We start from the raw sequence: 18,642 nt of genomic DNA on the forward strand, positions 1-18,642 counted from the left end.
TGATAAAAAAAGCAGACTTAAATTCTTAAGTAAGTAAATGTTGCGATACAACTTTTAGGATTCCTTCATTCCAAGTAATGCATAAATTGGAACAAAAGGAGCCTATCGTTTTTCAATAAGCTCGGCAATTTGGGTAATCTCATCAATAGTGTTATAAAAATGAAATCCAAACCGAATTCCATTTCCACGTTTGGCGCACATTACGCCATTGTCAATGAGATATTGAAAAAGAGCATCATCACCTTTAATATTAAATATGGTGCTATGTGATTTTCGTTTGGTCACCTTAGTTTCTAATAAACTCATATCTCTAAAAACAGACATAGCTTTTTCGCTTAAAACTTGATTTTGAGTGGTAATGGCAGACATTCCTATTTCTTGAAAAAAGTTAAGAGAAAACTGTAGGCTTCCAAAACTATGTCCTGATAAATGACCTGGCTCAAAATACTTTGCAAAAGGAATGGCGCCTTCTTGTTTTATTGTCACACTGGCGGTATTATCACCAATAGACTTTACCACTATACGCTGTTCAGCAAAATCGCTAAACAGCATAAAACCATTTCCGTAACCACCTAACATCCACTTATAACCACTTGTCCCTAAAACATCAATACCTGAGTTTTCAAAATTAAATTCTTGAGTACCCATAAATTGTGTCCCGTCAGCAATAATCAAAAGGTCAGGGTATTTTGATTTTAATTGCTTTATGAATTCTAAGTCTATTTTGATTCCGTTTTGCCAATGCACTATAGCAAAGGCCATTACATTTATTTGTTCTTTTTCTATAATTTCAGCGATCGTATCTTCTACATTTTCGTCAATTACTGCATAGTGCATTTCAAATTCTCGCCGTTCAAAAGGCCAATTTACTGATGCGTAATCATTTTCTAAGACCAATACTTTTGAAGATTCACTTAAACCCTCAAGCAAAAAATTCATTCCCGTTGAAAAGTTGTTTATCAAGGCAACATTTTCTTGCTTGCATTCAAAAACTTCAGAAATCGTCGTTCTTGTTTCTTCAAGAAGATGCCCTCGTTTTTTAGGCATTTCCGTAGCATGAATCAATACATCAAGGTCACGCTCTTGCCGCCAATCCAGTAGATCATCATACATAGGACCAAGAACGGGAGTGTTTACATAGATATATTGACCTAAAATTGGGAATTGCTTTCGAATATTTTCCATACGAAGGATAAAAGTGTTTTGTGGTATCTTTAATACGTAAAGTTAGCCAATAGAATGCTCACCAAAAATAAAAATACCGCGGGAATAGATCTCGAACAGCACGAATTGCTTGAAACTGCACAGAAGCGAATCAAGCAAAAGAAAAGACTTTTTACACATTTCGTTATTTTTTTGATTGGTAGTGTCTTTCTTATCCTCATAAATAAAATCTTGAAGTATGGTGAAACCTATAATTGGTTTATCTGGGCAATTACCTTTTGGGCTTTTCTTTTCGTAATTCACGCCTTTAATGTTTTTATCACCCAAAAATTTATGGGAAAGGACTGGGAACGTTCTCAACGCGAAAAATTAGTAGCCAAACAAAGAACAAAAATCAAAGAATTGCAAAAGGAAATTGAAACCGATTTTCCACTCTCTAAGATCAATAAAAAGGAGTAAGTTTATGCTATAAAATAGATAGTGTCTTACCAACACATATAATTGGTCTGTTTTTTGCGATAGTACAAACCAAAAATACAATACAATACCGTGAATACCATAACCTTGATAGCAGCTGCTTCAAAAAACAATGCCCTAGGCAAAGACAATGATTTATTGTGGCATTTACCCGATGATTTCAAGCGATTTAAAAAGCTTACAACGGGTCATAAAATCATTATGGGAAGAAAGACTTTTGAAAGTTTTCCTAAGCCATTACCAAATAGAACCCATATCATCATTACGCGAGATAAGGAGTATACTGTTTCTTTTGAAGAGTGTATCGTAGTCCACTCTATTGAAGCGGCATTAAAACTAGTGCAGAATGATGAAATCTCTTATATCATTGGTGGAGGTGAAATCTATCGACAAGGTGAAAAATTTGCTACTAAAATTGAACTTACACGGGTTCACAAAGCCTTTGAAGCAGATACTTTTTTTCCTGAAATTGATTTGAATGATTGGGAACTTATCGAAGAAGAGTACCATCCTCGTGATGAGAAACATCAATATGATTTTACCTATTTAACGTACGTTCGCAGGTAGAATTAGAAGTCCAGAAATGCCGTTTTCACATTTGACTTTTCTCCCTTCAGAAAGCTTTCCAAAATCCTAACATCTGCATTTGTGAAAAAATGATGTTTTCCTTTTCCTTCGGATGGATTGCTCAAACCATTTTGCTCTAAAACTGATTTTGTTTGTCTTGCAACCGCCTCACCAGAATCTATGATTTTTACGTTTTCTGGAAGCATTTCCCTTAAAACTGGAATCAGATATGGGTAATGTGTACATCCTAAAACCAAGTAATCAATTTCAGCAGCCAACATTGGAGCCAATTTTATTTCAAGAACACGCTTACTCATAGCGCTATTGGCCATACCAGCTTCGATTAATTTTACTAAACCCGTCCCCTCCTGTTCGATTATCTGAATTCCCGAAGCATGATTTTTAGAAGTATAATGAAAAAGGCTACTGGACAAAGTCCCTTTTGTTGCCAAAACTCCCACTTTTTTAGACTGTGATTGTAAAGCAGCTGGTTTTATCGCTGGTTCAATTCCGATAAATGGCACATCATAATTTTCCCGCAAATAGGATATAGCATTTGTGGTAGCCGTGTTACAAGCAACGACAATTAACTTACAGTCTTTTGCTAGCAAAAATTCGGTGTTCTTTATACTCAATTGTAAAATTTGCTCTTCGGATTTTTCCCCGTAAGGAGCATTCTTACTATCAGCTAGGTAAATAGTATCCTCATTGGACAGTAGTCCGTTGATTTCCTTCCAGATGGAAGTTCCTCCAACACCCGAGTCAAAAATACCTATGGGACGATTGTTCATGAACTATCTATTATTCCAGCACCTCAGCGATAGGTTCACCCGTTGTTCCATTCGGAAAGGCAATACCTAAAAGTGTAGCTATTGTAGGAGCAATATCAGGGATTTCCGTTCTATTAACCATGCTTCCCTTCCGAATACCCTTTCCATAAAACAATAAGGGAACATGGGTATCATAAATCTGGGGTGACCCATGGGTAGAACCGGTTCTTGGATAACTTATAACTCCTGGTTTTAAGACTACCAAAACATCACCTGAACGCTTTTGATTATATCCGTTTTGGAGAATATAAGGTATTCCCTTGGTATAATTATTTTGCATCATCTGGTGCCCTGTATATACACGGTCAATACCTTTATAATTCAACAATTCATTTGCAATGGTTTCTTGCACCTTAGCTACTTCGATATCCATATTCTTAATCACCTTATGATCTAAAAAGAATTGATAGTTCGAGAAATTTTTAACCACATTGGCCGTTCCAAATTTGTATTGCAAAAACGCATTGAACTTTGGTTTAATGGAATCATAAACGAAATAGCCAGCAGGAATTTTTTGATCACTTAAATAAGCAGGTACATCTATTGCTCCGTGATCTGCGGTAAGAAAAACAGTATACTCGTCTTTCCCTACTTTTCTATCCAAAGTATTAAGAAGATTTTGCAAATCGACATCCAATTGAATGTAAGTATCCTGAACTTCTTTCGAGTTCACACCGAATTTATGTCCAATATAATCGGTACTTGAATAACTAATGGCTAAGAAGTCGGTTGCCTCATCCTTTCCTAAATCCTCGCCTTCTATAGCAGCAAGGGCAAAATCCGTAGTTATACGATTACCATACGGAGTATATTTTATAATCTCAAAATCTTTCTTCTTATCCAAAAGATTAGGCGTGCTATGAGGGAAAGTTGGTGTTTTTTCAGTTTCAAATAATCCTTCATAGGTATTATTGTCACTTCCACTTTCCAAATACGTATTGATGACCTTAGCCGTATTCCAAGGCTTCTTATATTTTTCTACCGCGTCAGAGGCATTGAAATCATTTACCCATTTTGGAAGTTCCTGCATATAATACGTACTTGTAATCCAATCGCCTTCATCTGCTCCATGAAACCAATAAGCCGCGTTCGCTGTATGTCCACCTGGCAAAACTGCCCCTCGGTCTTTTAAAGCAACCGCAACTGTCTTTCCTCTCATTTGGGTATGCAGTCGTAACTCGTCAGTAATAGTTGTCACGTTCATTCTATGTGGAGACATTTTACCTGCTTCCGAAGCAGTACCAACAGATGTATAACGGTCGTCTGAAGCACAATAAACACTGATACCGGCTTCCTTGTCGTACCAATTGTTACCTATCACGCCATGAGTCGCAGGTGCCGCCCCAGTATACACTGAAGTATGCCCAGGGCCCGTACTTGTAGGTGCATAATTGAAATGATTGTTCTTGCAATTGAAACCCTCATTGACCAAACGTTTAAATCCACCTTCATCAAAATGGTTCCAAAATCGAGTGAGATAATCATATCGCATTTGATCCACAACAATGCCTACTACTAACTTGGGTGAAGTCTTTAGATTGGTATTCTCATTGTTCTTTTGATTTTTTTGCCCGAAACCATTCAGAGTCCCGAAAAGAATGAGACATAGTACTACAAGTAATAGTTGATTTTTCTTTTGCATATTGCCATTTGTTGAAAGAGTAAAAGTAAATAAAATACCTCTTTTAAAATCTAAATCACAGTTAAGAGAATGTTTTATTCTTATTTTTACATCAAGATGTCTAATTTCATTTGATGAAGTATTTAACTGATATTGGGGGCTACGCGATTATGGTCATTGACCTTTTCAAAAAGCCTACCAAATGGAGAATCATGAAGAATTTGATTCTCAAGGAGATAGATGAACTCATCTTCGGGTCGTTAGGTATTATTGTTTTTATATCCTTTTTTATTGGTGCGGTTGTTTCAATTCAAACTGCCATGAACCTTACTAGCGATTTAATCCCAAAGAACTTAATAGGTTTTGCTACACGTCAGTCCATTATTTTAGAATTCGCACCAACTTTTTGTTCTGTAATCATGGCCGGTAAAGTGGGTTCTTTTATTACCTCTAGTATAGGTACTATGCGTGTAACAGAGCAAATAGATGCGCTTGAAGTCATGGGTGTTAATGCCTTGAATTATCTTGTTTTTCCAAAAATCGTTGCCATGATGTTATATCCATTCATCATTTCAGTAGCTATGTATGTCGGTATTTTCGGTGGATGGTTCGCTGGGGTTTTTGGGGGGTTTATTACTAGTGCAGATTTTGTAGAAGGAGTTACTATGGATTTCATTCCTTTTCATGTTACGTATTCTTTTATAAAGACCTTTGTATTCGCATTTCTGTTAGCCACAATTCCATCATACCATGGATTTTATATGAAAGGTGGTGCTCTTGAGGTCGGAAAGGCAAGTACAACTTCCTTTGTATGGACGAGTGTGGTCATTATTATCACAAATTATGTTCTAACCCAACTATTACTTACCTAATGATTGAAGTAGAAAACATACATAAGTCTTTTGATGATGCTCATATCTTAAAGGGAATAACGACTACTTTTGATACCGGAAAGACGAATCTTATCATCGGACAAAGTGGATCAGGAAAAACGGTTTTCCTAAAGTGTTTATTAGGGTTATTTGAACCAACTGAAGGTAAAATCTGTTATGACGGACAAAACTTTTCGGAACTCTCAAGTCAAGAACAACGGGCGCTAAAGGAAGATATGGGCATGGTTTTTCAAGGAAGCGCTCTTTTTGACGGCCTCACTGTAGCGGGCAACGTAATGTTTCCGCTCGAAATGTTTACAAAACTCTCCAAGTCTGAAATGGAAGACCGCGTGAATATTGTTTTAAATAGGGTCAATCTTGTTGATGCGCATCATAAATACCCATCAGAAATTTCAGGAGGTATGCAAAAAAGGGTGGCTATTGCTAGAGCTATTGTTATGAATCCTCAATATTTGTTCTGTGATGAACCTAATTCAGGATTAGACCCAAGAACCGCCATTGTAATTGATAATCTTATCAAAGAGATTACCGAGGAATATAATATTACAACTGTTATCAATACACATGATATGAATTCGGTGATGGAGATTGGGGAAAAAATACTATTCCTCAAAGACGGGCTCAAAGAATGGGAAGGTACAAAACATGAAATTTTTAAAACCGATAATGAAGCAGTAACTAATTTTGTGTACTCCTCCGAACTTTTCAAAAAGGTACGGCAGATGTATATTGAAGAGCGGAATTAAATCATTCAATATTTATTGATAAAACATCAATCTTGAATGATTTCAGTTAATAATATCGTACTATCTTTTAATCGTATTCTTAACCAATTGTGGAGTTTCTTTGCGTCTTTCACAATTTCTACCCTTTTCGCATCACGTTTCCATTTTGCCTCAAAAACCGAGACGGTATCTAATTTTTTAAAATCTGTTCGAATGGCATTTGAAAAAGCTAAATACTCTAAGTTCTCATAGTTTGATTGTGCCTCGGCGCTGATATCTTGAAATGGAATTTGTTTTGCGTTCAATTTATTCAAACGTTGCAACTGAGATTCTAGTAATCGAATTTTTTCATCTTTACTTAAGAGTTCATTCTTTTGAGATTTATAAAGTTCTTCCATCATCTCAATTTGATTTCCTTGTTCACTCTGAGAGCCTTGAATAATCTTAAGTTCACTGTCTTCTAAATCGTCATATGATTTCATATTCGCTTTCCAGGTAGCAACAACACCCTCTGGCACACCTTCATTTCCCATAAAAATCAATTCAATGGCAGAAGGCTCATCGCGATTGTATTGTAAAACCGATAAATCCTTCAAAAATCTACCATCTTTGGTGAATTTATACGGAGTAATATTTTCCTGAATAAAAGCACTTGCATCACTTTTAAACTTGAATTCTTGATAAACCCCCCAGAAAATCCAACCGGCCGGAATCATTACAGCCAAAGCCGTTAAAGAAACCAATCGCGCTATTAGTCTTCTTCTGGCCGAATTTGCATAGCGTACCATAGGAAAACGTAATATTTTCAAAACCAAAAAAGTGGCCAACGCGATAAATATGGTGTTTATTCCGAAAAGCAATAAAGCGCCTCCGGCATAATCCCACCTCCCTATCGCTAAACCAAAACCTACAGTACACAACGGAGGCATTAAAGCTGTAGCAATTGCAACCCCGAAAATCACACTAGCAATAGTCCCTTTTTTGGCTCGGGCAATTACCAAAGCTAGACCACCAAAAAAAGCAATTAATACATCACGAATATCTGGTTTGGTTCTGGCTAATAACTCAGAAGACTCCTCTTGTAAAGGAAAGGCATAGAAAAATAAAAAGGCGGTTAATACACTTAAAACAACCATTACAGCCAAATTTTTAAGTGACCTTCTTAAGGTATCAATATCATTAATCGCAAGAGACATCCCCATACCCAAAATAGGTCCCATCAAAGGGGAAATTAACATCGCACCGATAACCACAGCCGTTGAATTGGCATTCAAACCAACAGATGCAATAAAAATAGAGCAGATTAGAATCCAAGAGGTATGCCCTTTCATTGGAATATCAGCGATGATAGCCTCCTTCGTAGCATCTTGGTCCGTATTGCTCCTAATATCTAAGAGCTCGACAAGAAACTTTTTAGTGCTTCCGAGCAATCCCTGAAAGTCCTTCTTAACTTCTTCTTTACTTTCAACAGGTTCTTCTAAATGTGATAAATTATCTGGTTCTAATTCTTCACTCATGGTTAGGCATATTGGTCTCCAAATGTATCTTTTACTTTGTTTAAAACTTGTTTGATATCTTGTTCTTTCGATTTGGGATAAATGAGAAGCACTTCCTCTTTGTCTACAATAATATAATCATTTAATCCGTCTACGACAACGACTTTGCCTTTGGGAGAACGAATCATATTACCGGAAGCGTCTTCAGCCAGAACTTGAGCCCCAACCACGGCGTTTTCCGTTTCTCCATCATTCATTTTATCATAAAGCGAACCCCACGTACCTAAATCGTTCCAATCAAAAGTAGCTGGAAGGACAAAAATGGATTTAGAGTTTTCTAGTATGGCATAGTCAATAGAAATATTTTCCGCCTTCGGATAGTTTTCTTTAATAAAGGCTGATTCCTCACCAGTATTGTAACAATACATTCCTGATTCAAACAAGTCGAATTGTTCTTTTTGATACTTTTCAAAGGCGTTTACTATAGTTTTTACACTCCACATAAAAATGCCCGCATTCCATAGAAAATTACCTTGTGCCAGAAACTCTTTTGCCGTTTCATAGTCCGGTTTTTCCCTAAACTGATTCACTTTCTTGAGTCCGGCTTCACTATCTCTTTCATATTCAATATAGCCAAAGCCCGTATTCGGAAAGGAAGGTTTTATACCTAAAGTACAAAGCACCTCTTCTTTCTGGCATTTTTCAAAACAAGTCGTAACATCCTTTGCAAAAGCTTCTTCATCTTCAATCCAGTGATCACTTGGTGCAACTATCATCACTCCATCAGGGTTCATTTTTTGAATCTTCATTGCTGCATATAAAATACAAGGTGCCGTATTGCGCATCGCTGGCTCCAAAACTACTTGCTCCTGTTTTACCAAAGGCAATTGCTCTAAAACCAAGTCATTATAACGCTCATTGGTCAGAATCAAAATATTCTCAGTCGGCACAAACTTATTCAATCGCTTAAAGGTCTTCTGAATCAGAGTGTCACCGGTACCCAGCATATCGTGAAACTGTTTTGGGTAACTAGATGTACTTATCGGCCAAAATCGAGATCCAACTCCACCTGCCATTAAAACTGCGTAGTAATTTTTGTTCATTGCTTATTTCAATTCAACTTGTTATTAATTCAAATTCGGCATTAGGTTACCCTGCAACTGCACTTAGGATGACACTTTACGATCAATTGCTATTCTAGCTCTTGATTAGCTCAACCTCAGCATTGGGTTGAAACAAGTACATTTTACCACTAGCCATTTCAACACACTCATAGCGTTTCACCCGCCGATTACCTTTTTTATAGATTTTGCCATTGTAAAGGCGAAAAACACTCCCCAAAGGTAATTCAAAAACGTAGGATTTATCGCTTTGTTGCTCATCATAGCTTTTCAAAGCTACTGATAACTGTGCATCAGTACTGCTGCTTGCTTTGGGATTTCTAAAATGACGCGCCAATAGGGGAAGTAATTTTGGAGGAAAAACTTCTGGCCGAATAAAAGGAAGCATCAAATGTTGAAAGGTATGTTTCCACTCTTTGCCATGGGGCTTTATTTGCCAACCATACTTTTCAAAAGCTGCTAAATGAGCAATCTCATGAACTAGTGTAATCAAAAATCGATACTTATTTAAAGTAGCATTGACCGTAATTTGGTGTCTTCCATCTGGCATTCTGCGGTAATCACCATGGCGTGTAACTCTTTCGTTCACGATTTTCAAGTGGACCTCGGTATTCTGAATTAGTTCAAGACATGAAGCAACCGCTCTTTCCGGTAAGTATTTTTTTAGGATATCATCCATTGAACACAAAAATAGTTCAAGTTTAGCGATTCCCGGAAATCATAGGTAAAAGTACATCCATAGAATAAAATATTTTGTCTACATTATCCTGAAAATTTTCTTGGATACCATTAGGGGAATAGCCGAAAACATCAAACCCTCCAGACTTTGCAGCTTCGACTCCAATAGGGGTATCCTCAATTACAAGACATTCTTTAGGAGTATAACCCATTGTCGTGGCAGCGTGAAGAAAGACGGCAGGGTCGGGTTTCCACTTTTCAATATCATAACAACTAAAAATATTTTCATTAAAATAGGATAACAGCCCCGTGGTCTTTAGGTTTAATCTTATTTTTTCTTGAGGGCCACTTGAAGCAACACAAAAAGAAATATTCAACTCTTTCAAAACATCCTCTACTCCAGTTACGGGCTGCAAATTGTTTTTAAATATTTCAAAGGAGCGTTTGCGGTATTCACGCTCAAAATCCTTTGGTAATACTTTACCCACTATAGATTCAATTTGTTGAATGCAGTCTTTCAAAAAACCTCCTTTAAAATTTTCAAGAGCAAATGAAAGATTGATATTTGCTCCATATTCATTAGCTAAATCTACCATGACCTGATTTCCTAGCACTTCACTATCTACTAAAACTCCATCGCAATCAAAGATGATACATTTATAATGTTTCATGGTTTAGTTTAATTTTGTCAGAGAGATTATTCGACTTCATAAAACAATTCTGAATATCCTACTTTTCCAATTGATGTAATTCCCTCACAGATAACTACCATTTTACCGCTTATATCACTATTGAAAAAACTTGTTTTCGCCTGACCTTTACTATCGGTAACGATATTCGGTTTCCAATAAAGCAGTGTTCGTCTATCAGGAACATCCCAATCTATTTTTGAAGGTTCGGTATATTGAGGTACATAGTATTCGCGAATTGGAGAATATTGCGGAGCTGTGGCATTGATTAGGTTGGTCTTTTTGTATTTTGGAAAAGCACCGGATAGGCCTTTGCCTGAATGGGTGTAAATGGCAAGTATAGCAGGAAAAGTGGGAGGATTACATATTGGTGCACAATCAAAAACTTGACTGTGGTATCTATTTGCCGTATTTGTATTTCGAATGATTTCTGCACTTTTAACCGCTCTTACTGGAATATTGCCGATAAGACCATAGTCTCGCTCATGTATGGGAATACCATCGATAACCACGTACGTCCACTCCGCTCCATAAACATAAGCTAATTCGAATCCTGCCGCACTGCCAAAACGGTCAACTCGTATCTCTTTTGGGTAATTAAAAAGCAACCATCTGTAGAGATTGTTTGTCCATTTCTCTTGTCTATTTAGCAACTCTTGACTATCAATTACCACATCGGGTATCCCATGCAGTTCTACCATTTTTGCCCGTTTCGGGGTAACTATATAATCACTTACAACCACTTCATTTAAGGTTATGGTATTTGCATAGAGATAAGGATCTAGTTTTATATCTTGTTCTATCTTTTGAATCATTTTCTTTTCGATAATACTATCTATTGGAACAATAACTTTTTCCGATTCATATGCGATTTCTGGGGCTTCGTACTTTTTGATATTTACCTTTAGGACAGAACTTTTGTTGCTTGAATCAGTAGGTTCTATTACATACTTTCTGCCAAGACCATAGCTATCGTTTAATGCGAACCTAAAGTACCCTGTACTGTCGGTCTCTTGTAGATAAGCTTCACTCGTCTCACCCATTAGAAGCATATTTAACTCATACTTATTTTTCTTTCGTCTGCCCTTCTTACTTACGCTCTGTATATCATAAACAGTGCCTTTGACTTCCAAACCATTTTCCGCGTTAAAAGATCTCGGCTTTTTCTTATCCTTGTATTTATAGTTCGTCCAACCTTGGGACAGCATCAAATAGTCGAGTTCGGTCAAGTTTTCGCTATTTTCAAAATAGTAAGCTGGGTTTTCAACTGTTCCCTTTATATCAGATTGTAATAAAAAGTAGGAGATAATAGTATTTCTGTCCAGATTGGTGCTATAAAAATAACTAGAGTCGACAGCCATAATAGATATTGATGACGGTACGGGTCGGTTGTTTAGCCTTGTCGACATGGAAACTTGAACGCTATCTCGAACAGAATAGTGATTCTTATCCGTTTCAACTATTATATCAAGATTTTCCTCTTTTAGTTTATTAAAAAAATGACGCTCCGCCACAGGTCTAAAGTGTTTATCGAAAACTGTGAGTCCAATTACACCTTGGGGTAAATCTTTTGGTTGAAATTTATAAGAAAACATTCCACCTACAAATCGTGCCTTTAGAAAGAAAAGATTCTTGCCCCTATTAAAAAACTTAACGAAAACACTATCGCTATTTTTTTCCTTATTCCAAATTCTAAGTTCCCTGTCAGATTCTTTGTGGATTAAGCTCAAAACCTGACCCATCTTTTTCGCCTTGGGCAATTCATACTTAAATGTATTCCCATTATTAGTTGTCAAAATACCATAATAGGTTTTTTCTGCTTCAGGGGTTAGGACTACTTTGCCCATCCCTAAAGGGTTACTTTTGAATTCAGCAACTTTCGTATTGTTTTCATCTTCAATCGTTCCTTGGATCTCAATGCCCTTTCCTCGATAGTTCAAATACTTGAATCCAACAACACTTTGTAAACCCTCTACCAAAGAACCTCCTTCAGGAAAAAATTGTAGTGAACCGTGTTCATCGTCTAGAACTATTGACTTTGTGAATACCTCATTATTGGTCTTCAACCTGTAATTTATTATCGGTATGTTCAGAGAAACTTTATGTTGCACATTGATATTAGGCTCCCTTCTTTTTTGCTTTATCAAAATAGAATCTTTACCACCTTTCCAATTCATATAAAGTACAGCTTCACCAGTATGAAGACTGTCCAACTCATTAACAGCAATGGTGGACGATATGGAAAACTTATTGGAAGTGAGGTCTTTACTAAATACTACATCTCGAATGGGGTTGGGTTTACCAGCAAAATTTTGAAGCCGATATATCGTGATGGGTACAGAAGTAATAAAATCAGAACCAAAGTTTTTGTTCCATTCCGTGTATGCTCTAATAATATAATTTCCCTCTCTGTAACTTGAATGCAATTGAAAAAATCCATTTGAGGTACCACCATTTATCTTTAGAAGGTTTTTGTCTACTATACGTTTATTCAGTGGGTCAATCAACTCTAAATGAAGAACACCACTTTTTTGTGTGGGTTTATGGTCAAATACATTTGTTACTATTGCTTTGAACCAAATGGTTTCAGAAGTATTAAAAGTGGTTCCGGAAAGTTGTAAGTATATTTTTTCGGCATCTGCGGCGTTTGCAAATACATCAGTTTCTTTTTCAAAAGGGTTTTGTGCATTGCCATTTTGTGTAAAAAAGAATACACAAATAATGACAACAGTGTAAGTGAATGTCCTAGTCATGAATACTAGATGTTTTCTTTAAAAATAAGCACAAAGTCAATAGAATAAAACACATATCTGGTTTTAAAATGCTTGTATTCTTTTTTTGGCTCTCATTTTTGCAGATTATGGAACTATATTTTAAAAACGTCAGAAACTCGTTTGCCTATATTCATATCCAGAGAATGGTAAAATTTATATTTAGAAAATAGTATCTTCAACATTTCAGCATTTCCAAATTACAGAGATGAAAAAATTAAGCATCGCATTACTACTGACTTTGATAATTGGTTGCAGCCCAGCCATATTCAAATCAAAATGGACGAAAGAAATCGCTCCTAAAACCTATATCGCGCGATTTGAAACTACCAAAGGGATTTTTGATATCGAAGTGAAGCGGGAATGGAGTCCAAAAGCGGCAGACCGCTTTTACCAATTGGTGAAATACAAGTATTTTGATGATGGGGTTTTTTATAGGGTAGTCCCTGAGTTTGTTGCTCAATTTGGGAATAGTGATACGTCAGCTACCAAAGCTTGGAATAGATTAAAGATACCTGATGAAAAAGTAATTTTAGGCAACGAAAAAGGAACTTTGAGCTTTGCCCGAGGCGGTAAAGAAACAAGAACAACCGACTTGTATATCAATCTACAAGATAACTCCCGTCTAGATACTCTTAATTACAATGATGTAGTAGGATTTCCTGCATTTGGAAAAGTAATTCAGGGTATGGATGTGGTTTCAAAAATCTATTCTGGTTACGGCGGTAACTCAGCACAAAAAACGGATGTATTATACACCAACAGGGAAAAGTATTTTGAAGAGTTCCCGAAGTTAGATTTGATTCAAAAAGTATATTTTATTAAAAACTAAGTGTTCATCAATCCGTCTTTATTTTACCAAAAAAACAAACCCCGAGACCGACAAGATTTGCGACACCCATTACCAAATAATGAGGAACGGCAAATAGTGCTTCGTAAATAGTTCCTAAGAATTTACCGTATTGGTCAACACATGCTCTCCCAATATATGACATACGCCACCAATGTCTTGTAGACTTTCCCTCCCTACCATCCTTAAAAACTTCTTTGCCCGTAATGTAAACGCATTTCAAGTGATGCCAAGGGGTACAGCGGTTCACTAATTGCCTTCCTTCTTGAAACTGATTCATATCACTAAGGTGTGCTGCTTGAGACTTGTAACAACTTTCCGTTGTACATTTTATTTCCAGTAAGTGCAAAACCTTTTATATATTTTGCCATTTCTAAAGCGGTTGTTGGGGCTTGATAACCTGGAAAAGCTTCTTCAAGCATTTCGGTCTGAACGGCACCCAAAGCCAGTACATTAAAAGACGGACCTGTTTCTTTAAATTCTTCTGCCCACAATTCCGTCAATGTGATAACTGCGGCTTTGCTAGAGCTATATGCCGAGAGTCCGGGAAATTTCACACTTCCTTGTACTCCTCCCATAGAACTTATAGTAACTACATGACCATCTTTTGGCATTTTGGGCAGAACAGCTTGTGTCACACTTGCCACACCGAATACGTTTACCTTGTAAACCTCTTCAAATTCAGATGTACTAGTTTCCAAAAAAGGTTTATTCAAAAGCTTTCCAGCATTATTAATAAGAATATCAACGGATTTCAAGTTTTCAAGAAAGTCTGCTAATTTATCCAAATCTGATTCCTTAGAAAGGTCAAAAGGAAAGGAAATAATGTTCTTATGATTTAAATCAGAGATTGGTTTGTCATTTCTCGACAAGGCCAATACTTGATGCCCTTCATCTGCAAAAAGTTTAGCGAGTTCAAATCCAATACCTCTACTAGAGCCTGTAACAATAACATTTGCCATTTAGTTGTATTTTATTTCTTGTTCTGGGGAATTGATAATACCCTCCATTACAGGTATTAATACGTTGACAACGTTTGCCATATGACCAAAGTCCATAGCTTCAGCCTCATCTCCTACTTGATGGTAATGGTCGAAGTTTGTAAAGTCAAACGTACTATAAGTGTGGGAGGGCACATTATAGATTTCATGAAAAGGAGCGTTGTCAGATCTATTAAATAAATTGTATTCCTTTGCCTTTGGAAGGAATCCCGCCACGGTTTGTTCTGAATACTCATTACTAATATCGGCTAAATTTGATAAGTTATATCCCGTTAGATACATTAAATAGTCTTTGTCTTGAAGTGGAACACCAACCATTTCAAAATTCAACATCGCATATAGATTGAGTCCTGTGTCTTTTAATTTCTTCGCCAAGTGCTTCGAACCTAAAAGTCCCTTTTCCTCCGCACTAAACAAAGCGAAAATAATGCTACGCTTATTTGCTTTTGCATTTCCAAAATAGCGCGCAAGCTCCAGAACGGTAGTCGTACCTGAAGCATTATCATTTGCCCCATTCGCAATTGCATCACCGTCTTTTGGTTCTATTCTTCCAATATGGTCATAGTGAGCCCCAAGAATAACAAACTCTTTTTTCAAGTCCTTATCCTTTCCTTCTATAAAACCAACCATGTTATAGGCCAATCCATCGAAATTGGTAAGCGTATCTCTATATGTTTTGAAGTAGGGCTTTATTTTATTCTCCTTAAATATAGTCTCAATATAATTTGCTGCGGATGCAATACCCTCTGTACCGGCCTCTCGACCTTGAAGCTCATCAGAAGCCAAGAAATTCATAATTTCACCAATGCGTTCGCTTGTTGCTGGTTCATGCAACGATTTACACCCCACAGTCAAAAGAATAATCATATAAAAACAGTACTTCATAATATCTGGTTTAGAAAGCTTTAAAGATAAAAAAAGCATCCGCCAAAGACGGATGCTTCTTACTATTATTTCCAATAATCTAGCTTATGCCAACATTGTCACCGGATTCTCTAAATACGCTCTTAGCGTCAATAAAAATTGCGCTCCAGTCGCACCATCTACAGTTCTATGGTCGCAGGCCAAGGTTACTTTCATAGTATTGCCAACTACGATTTCCCCATTTCGAACAACCGGTTTTTCAACAATTGCTCCTACAGATAAAATTGCAGAGTTCGGTTGATTGATAATTGATGTAAAATCAGTAATACCGAACATACCCAAGTTAGAAACCGTAAAAGTGCTCCCTTCCATTTCTGCTGGGGCAATCTTTTTATTTCTGGCCTTGCCAGCTAAATCTTTCACAGAAGCTCCGATTTGCGTCAATGTCATTTGGTCAGCAAACTTTAATACGGGTACCATCAATCCGTCAGGTACGGCAACAGCGACACCAATATGAACATGTTGGTTATAAATCATAGCAGCATCACCCCAAGTTGTATTTACCTGCGGATGTTTTTTCAAAGCCATCGCACAGGCTTTAACTACCATATCATTGAAAGAAACTTTAGTTTCTGGCAAATCGTTAATTTTCTTTCTGGAAGCGATAGCATTACTCATATCAACTTCGATATTCAAATAGTAATGCGGAGCTGTGAATTTTGATTCGGAAAGTCGTTTTGCAATCACCTTACGCATTTGCGAATTTTTCACCTCTTCACTGCCTTCTTGACCAACGGGAAGGTTAATGATGGGTGAGGCAGCGAGAGCATTGCTAGTTGACACTTCTTGAGTAGCGGCAACCGGAGGAGCAGTTTGCGCAGCGGGCTGATAATTCTCGATATCCTTCTTTACGATTCTTCCATGGTCTCCGGAGCCTTTTACATCAGCTAGGTTTACACCTTTGTCTTTTGCCATTTTCTTTGCCAATGGCGATGCAAATATGCGTTGTCCGTCATTTGCAGAAACGTTTGCTACTGGGGCTTCCGTTTTAGCTTCAACAGCTTTTTCTGTTTTCTTTTCTTCGGATGGAGCACTTGTAGCAGTGCTAGTTGTGCTACCGTTTAGGACTGCATCTACATCAGTTCCTGCTGGACCGATTACGGCTAGAACCTCATCTACAGGAGAAGATTCTCCTTCTTGAATACCTATATACAATAGAGTACCTGAGTAAAAAGACTCAAACTCCATTGTCGCCTTGTCAGTTTCGATTTCAGCAAGAATATCTCCTTCTTCAACTGTATCACCAACTTTTTTCAACCAAGCAGCAACAGTACCTTCCTCCATGGTATCACTTAAACGAGGCATCGTAATCACCTCAACACCTTCCGGAATTTCGGCAGCTTCCGAACTTGCAGCTGGAACCTCTGAAACAGCTTCCGTTTGGACCGCAGTTTCTTCTTTTACTTCCGCAGGTGCAGCACTTCCATTTAATAATCCTGAAATATCTTCACCCTCTTCTCCGATAATTGCCAATAGAACATCAACCGGAGCGGTATCACCTTCGGCAACACCAATATGTAATAAGGTTCCTTCGTTGAAGGATTCAAATTCCATTGTAGCCTTATCGGTTTCGATTTCAGCTAGAATATCACCTTCTTCAACTTTATCTCCCACATTTTTCAACCAAGCGGCAACGGTGCCTTCTTCCATGGTATCACTTAAACGGGGCATATTTACTACTATCGCCATCTATCTCTTATTTATGTTCTACAAATGGAAAATCCTCTTGCTCGTATACCATATCGTACAATTGTTGTACTGGCGGGTAATCTGATTCCTCAGCAAATTTCTCGCACTCGGCAACTCTTGCTTTCACCCCTTTGTCAATCGCTTTGATTTCATCTTCCGTAGCATATTCATTCTCTTTGATGATATCCAAAACCTGTGTTATTGGGTCGATTTTTTTGTATTCCTCTACTTCTGCTTTGGTTCTATAATGTTGGGCATCTGACATAGAGTGACCTCTATAACGATAGGTTTTCATTTCTAAGAAAGTTGGACCGCCACCACTTCGAGCGCGCTCGATAGCTTTGCTCATTTCTTCAGCAACCGTAACTGGGTTCATTCCATCTACAGGTCCACAAGGCATTTCGTAACCCAGACCTAATTTCCAAATATCTGTTGAATATGAAGTTCTTTCAACTGATGTTCCCATGGCATATCCGTTGTTCTCACAAATAAAAACTACGGGTAATTGCCAAAGCATCGCGAGGTTAAGGGCTTCATGAAAAGCACCTTGCCTCACTGCGCCGTCACCCATATAACATAGTGTAACATTATCTCTCCCTGCATATTTGTCACCAAATGCCATTCCAGCACCTAATGGAATTTGACCACCAACAATACCATGACCACCGTGAAAACGGTGTTCTTTTGAGAAGATATGCATAGAGCCTCCCATTCCTTTGGAGGTACCTGTAACCTTACCATATAACTCAGCCATTACTGCTTTAGGGTCAACTCCCATGCCAATTGGCTGGACATGATTTCTATACGCGGTAATCATTCGGTCTTTAGTCAAGTCCATGGCGTGTAAAGCCCCTGCTAAAACAGCTTCCTGACCATTGTATAAGTGTAGAAATCCTCTGACTTTTTGTTGAATGTATACAGCTGCAAGTTTATCTTCGAACTTACGCCAAAACAACATGTCTTCGTACCACTTTAAGTAGACCTCTTTGGTGATTTTTTCCATCAATTAATGTATTTGTAAAATTTCGGTGAAACGAAAAACAAAAATACATATTAAATCAATAGTGGGAAAAAATTGAAGAAAAAGCTTTATTGAAAATTACGTCTGTAACAAAGGCGTAGAAAAATGTATGTTTCCCTTAAAAA

General features: G+C 37.4%; 18 protein-coding genes. 5 read left to right on the plus strand and 13 right to left on the minus strand.

The genetic code is table 11. The features are described 5' to 3' along the window. Positions 1 to 102 precede the first annotated feature (102 nt). Positions 103 to 1,185 (minus strand): aminotransferase class V-fold PLP-dependent enzyme, encoded by a 1,083-nt coding sequence (locus FEE95_RS16855; RefSeq protein WP_138659151.1) that lies wholly within the window; start codon positions 1,183 to 1,185, stop codon positions 103 to 105. A gap of 54 nt (positions 1,186 to 1,239) precedes the next feature. On the opposite strand from FEE95_RS16855, the gene FEE95_RS16860 reads away from it, so the two are divergent. Further along, positions 1,240 to 1,623, plus strand: coding sequence for a 2TM domain-containing protein (locus FEE95_RS16860; protein WP_138659152.1), 384 nt, complete (start codon positions 1,240 to 1,242; stop codon positions 1,621 to 1,623). Positions 1,624 to 1,713: 90 nt separating this feature from the next. Further along, positions 1,714 to 2,208 (plus strand): dihydrofolate reductase, encoded by a 495-nt coding sequence (locus FEE95_RS16865; RefSeq protein ID WP_238474606.1) that lies wholly within the window; start codon positions 1,714 to 1,716, stop codon positions 2,206 to 2,208. A 2-nt stretch (positions 2,209 to 2,210) separates the two neighbouring features. Here the strand turns inward: FEE95_RS16865 and murI are convergent, their stop codons facing one another. Further along, positions 2,211 to 2,999: a glutamate racemase gene (murI, locus tag FEE95_RS16870; protein ID WP_138659153.1), complete on the minus strand. Its 789-nt coding sequence runs from the start codon at positions 2,997 to 2,999 to the stop codon at positions 2,211 to 2,213. A 10-nt stretch (positions 3,000 to 3,009) separates the two neighbouring features. Further along, complete coding sequence (gene pafA, locus FEE95_RS16875) at positions 3,010 to 4,680, minus strand: alkaline phosphatase PafA (protein WP_138659154.1); 1,671 nt, start codon at positions 4,678 to 4,680, stop codon at positions 3,010 to 3,012. 113 nt (positions 4,681 to 4,793) lie between these two features. Between pafA and FEE95_RS16880 the strand changes: the two genes are divergently transcribed. Continuing rightward, a complete protein-coding gene (locus FEE95_RS16880; RefSeq protein ID WP_138659155.1) occupies positions 4,794 to 5,531 on the plus strand; it encodes an MlaE family ABC transporter permease in 738 nt (245 codons plus the stop codon). Further along, positions 5,531 to 6,298: an ABC transporter ATP-binding protein gene (locus FEE95_RS16885; RefSeq protein WP_138659156.1), complete on the plus strand. Its 768-nt coding sequence runs from the start codon at positions 5,531 to 5,533 to the stop codon at positions 6,296 to 6,298. Before FEE95_RS16880 ends, FEE95_RS16885 begins: the two co-directional genes overlap by 1 nt. A gap of 26 nt (positions 6,299 to 6,324) precedes the next feature. Here the strand turns inward: FEE95_RS16885 and FEE95_RS16890 are convergent, their stop codons facing one another. From FEE95_RS16890 to FEE95_RS16910, 5 genes are all read right to left on the minus strand, one after another. Next, the gene (locus tag FEE95_RS16890; protein WP_138659157.1) at positions 6,325 to 7,794 is read right to left on the minus strand and encodes a DUF389 domain-containing protein; all 1,470 of its coding nucleotides are present in this window, start codon (positions 7,792 to 7,794) and stop codon (positions 6,325 to 6,327) included. A gap of 2 nt (positions 7,795 to 7,796) precedes the next feature. Beyond that, entirely contained in the window at positions 7,797 to 8,876 is a 1,080-nt protein-coding gene (locus FEE95_RS16895) for a mannose-1-phosphate guanylyltransferase (protein WP_138659158.1), read from the minus strand. A gap of 94 nt (positions 8,877 to 8,970) precedes the next feature. Then, positions 8,971 to 9,573 carry a SprT-like domain-containing protein gene (locus FEE95_RS16900; protein ID WP_138659159.1) on the minus strand — a complete coding sequence of 201 codons (603 nt, stop codon included), beginning with the start codon at positions 9,571 to 9,573 and terminating at the stop codon, positions 8,971 to 8,973. A gap of 22 nt (positions 9,574 to 9,595) precedes the next feature. Continuing rightward, a complete protein-coding gene (locus FEE95_RS16905) occupies positions 9,596 to 10,243 on the minus strand; it encodes an HAD family hydrolase (RefSeq protein ID WP_138659160.1) in 648 nt (215 codons plus the stop codon). A gap of 26 nt (positions 10,244 to 10,269) precedes the next feature. Further along, positions 10,270 to 13,014 (minus strand): hypothetical protein, encoded by a 2,745-nt coding sequence (locus tag FEE95_RS16910; protein ID WP_138659161.1) that lies wholly within the window; start codon positions 13,012 to 13,014, stop codon positions 10,270 to 10,272. A gap of 226 nt (positions 13,015 to 13,240) precedes the next feature. Between FEE95_RS16910 and FEE95_RS16915 the strand changes: the two genes are divergently transcribed. Further along, on the plus strand, positions 13,241 to 13,864 hold the full coding sequence (locus FEE95_RS16915; protein ID WP_138659162.1) for a peptidylprolyl isomerase: 624 nt from the start codon (positions 13,241 to 13,243) through the stop codon (positions 13,862 to 13,864). A gap of 7 nt (positions 13,865 to 13,871) precedes the next feature. Here the strand turns inward: FEE95_RS16915 and FEE95_RS16920 are convergent, their stop codons facing one another. From FEE95_RS16920 to pdhA, 5 genes are all read right to left on the minus strand, one after another. Then, entirely contained in the window at positions 13,872 to 14,162 is a 291-nt protein-coding gene (locus FEE95_RS16920) for a hypothetical protein (RefSeq protein WP_138659163.1), read from the minus strand. Positions 14,163 to 14,166: 4 nt separating this feature from the next. Next, on the minus strand, positions 14,167 to 14,844 hold the full coding sequence (locus FEE95_RS16925; protein ID WP_138659164.1) for an SDR family NAD(P)-dependent oxidoreductase: 678 nt from the start codon (positions 14,842 to 14,844) through the stop codon (positions 14,167 to 14,169). Next, the gene (locus FEE95_RS16930) at positions 14,845 to 15,768 is read right to left on the minus strand and encodes a M28 family metallopeptidase (RefSeq protein WP_138659165.1); all 924 of its coding nucleotides are present in this window, start codon (positions 15,766 to 15,768) and stop codon (positions 14,845 to 14,847) included. Between the two features lie 84 nt (positions 15,769 to 15,852). Next, on the minus strand, positions 15,853 to 17,496 hold the full coding sequence (locus FEE95_RS16935; RefSeq protein ID WP_138659166.1) for a pyruvate dehydrogenase complex dihydrolipoamide acetyltransferase: 1,644 nt from the start codon (positions 17,494 to 17,496) through the stop codon (positions 15,853 to 15,855). A 7-nt stretch (positions 17,497 to 17,503) separates the two neighbouring features. Then, complete coding sequence (gene pdhA / locus FEE95_RS16940; RefSeq protein WP_138659167.1) at positions 17,504 to 18,499, minus strand: pyruvate dehydrogenase (acetyl-transferring) E1 component subunit alpha; 996 nt, start codon at positions 18,497 to 18,499, stop codon at positions 17,504 to 17,506. Positions 18,500 to 18,642: the final 143 nt, after the last annotated feature.

It is taken from the genome of Maribacter algarum (ex Zhang et al. 2020), from assembly GCF_005885635.1.
GTDB lineage: Bacteria > Bacteroidota > Bacteroidia > Flavobacteriales > Flavobacteriaceae > Maribacter_C > Maribacter_C algarum.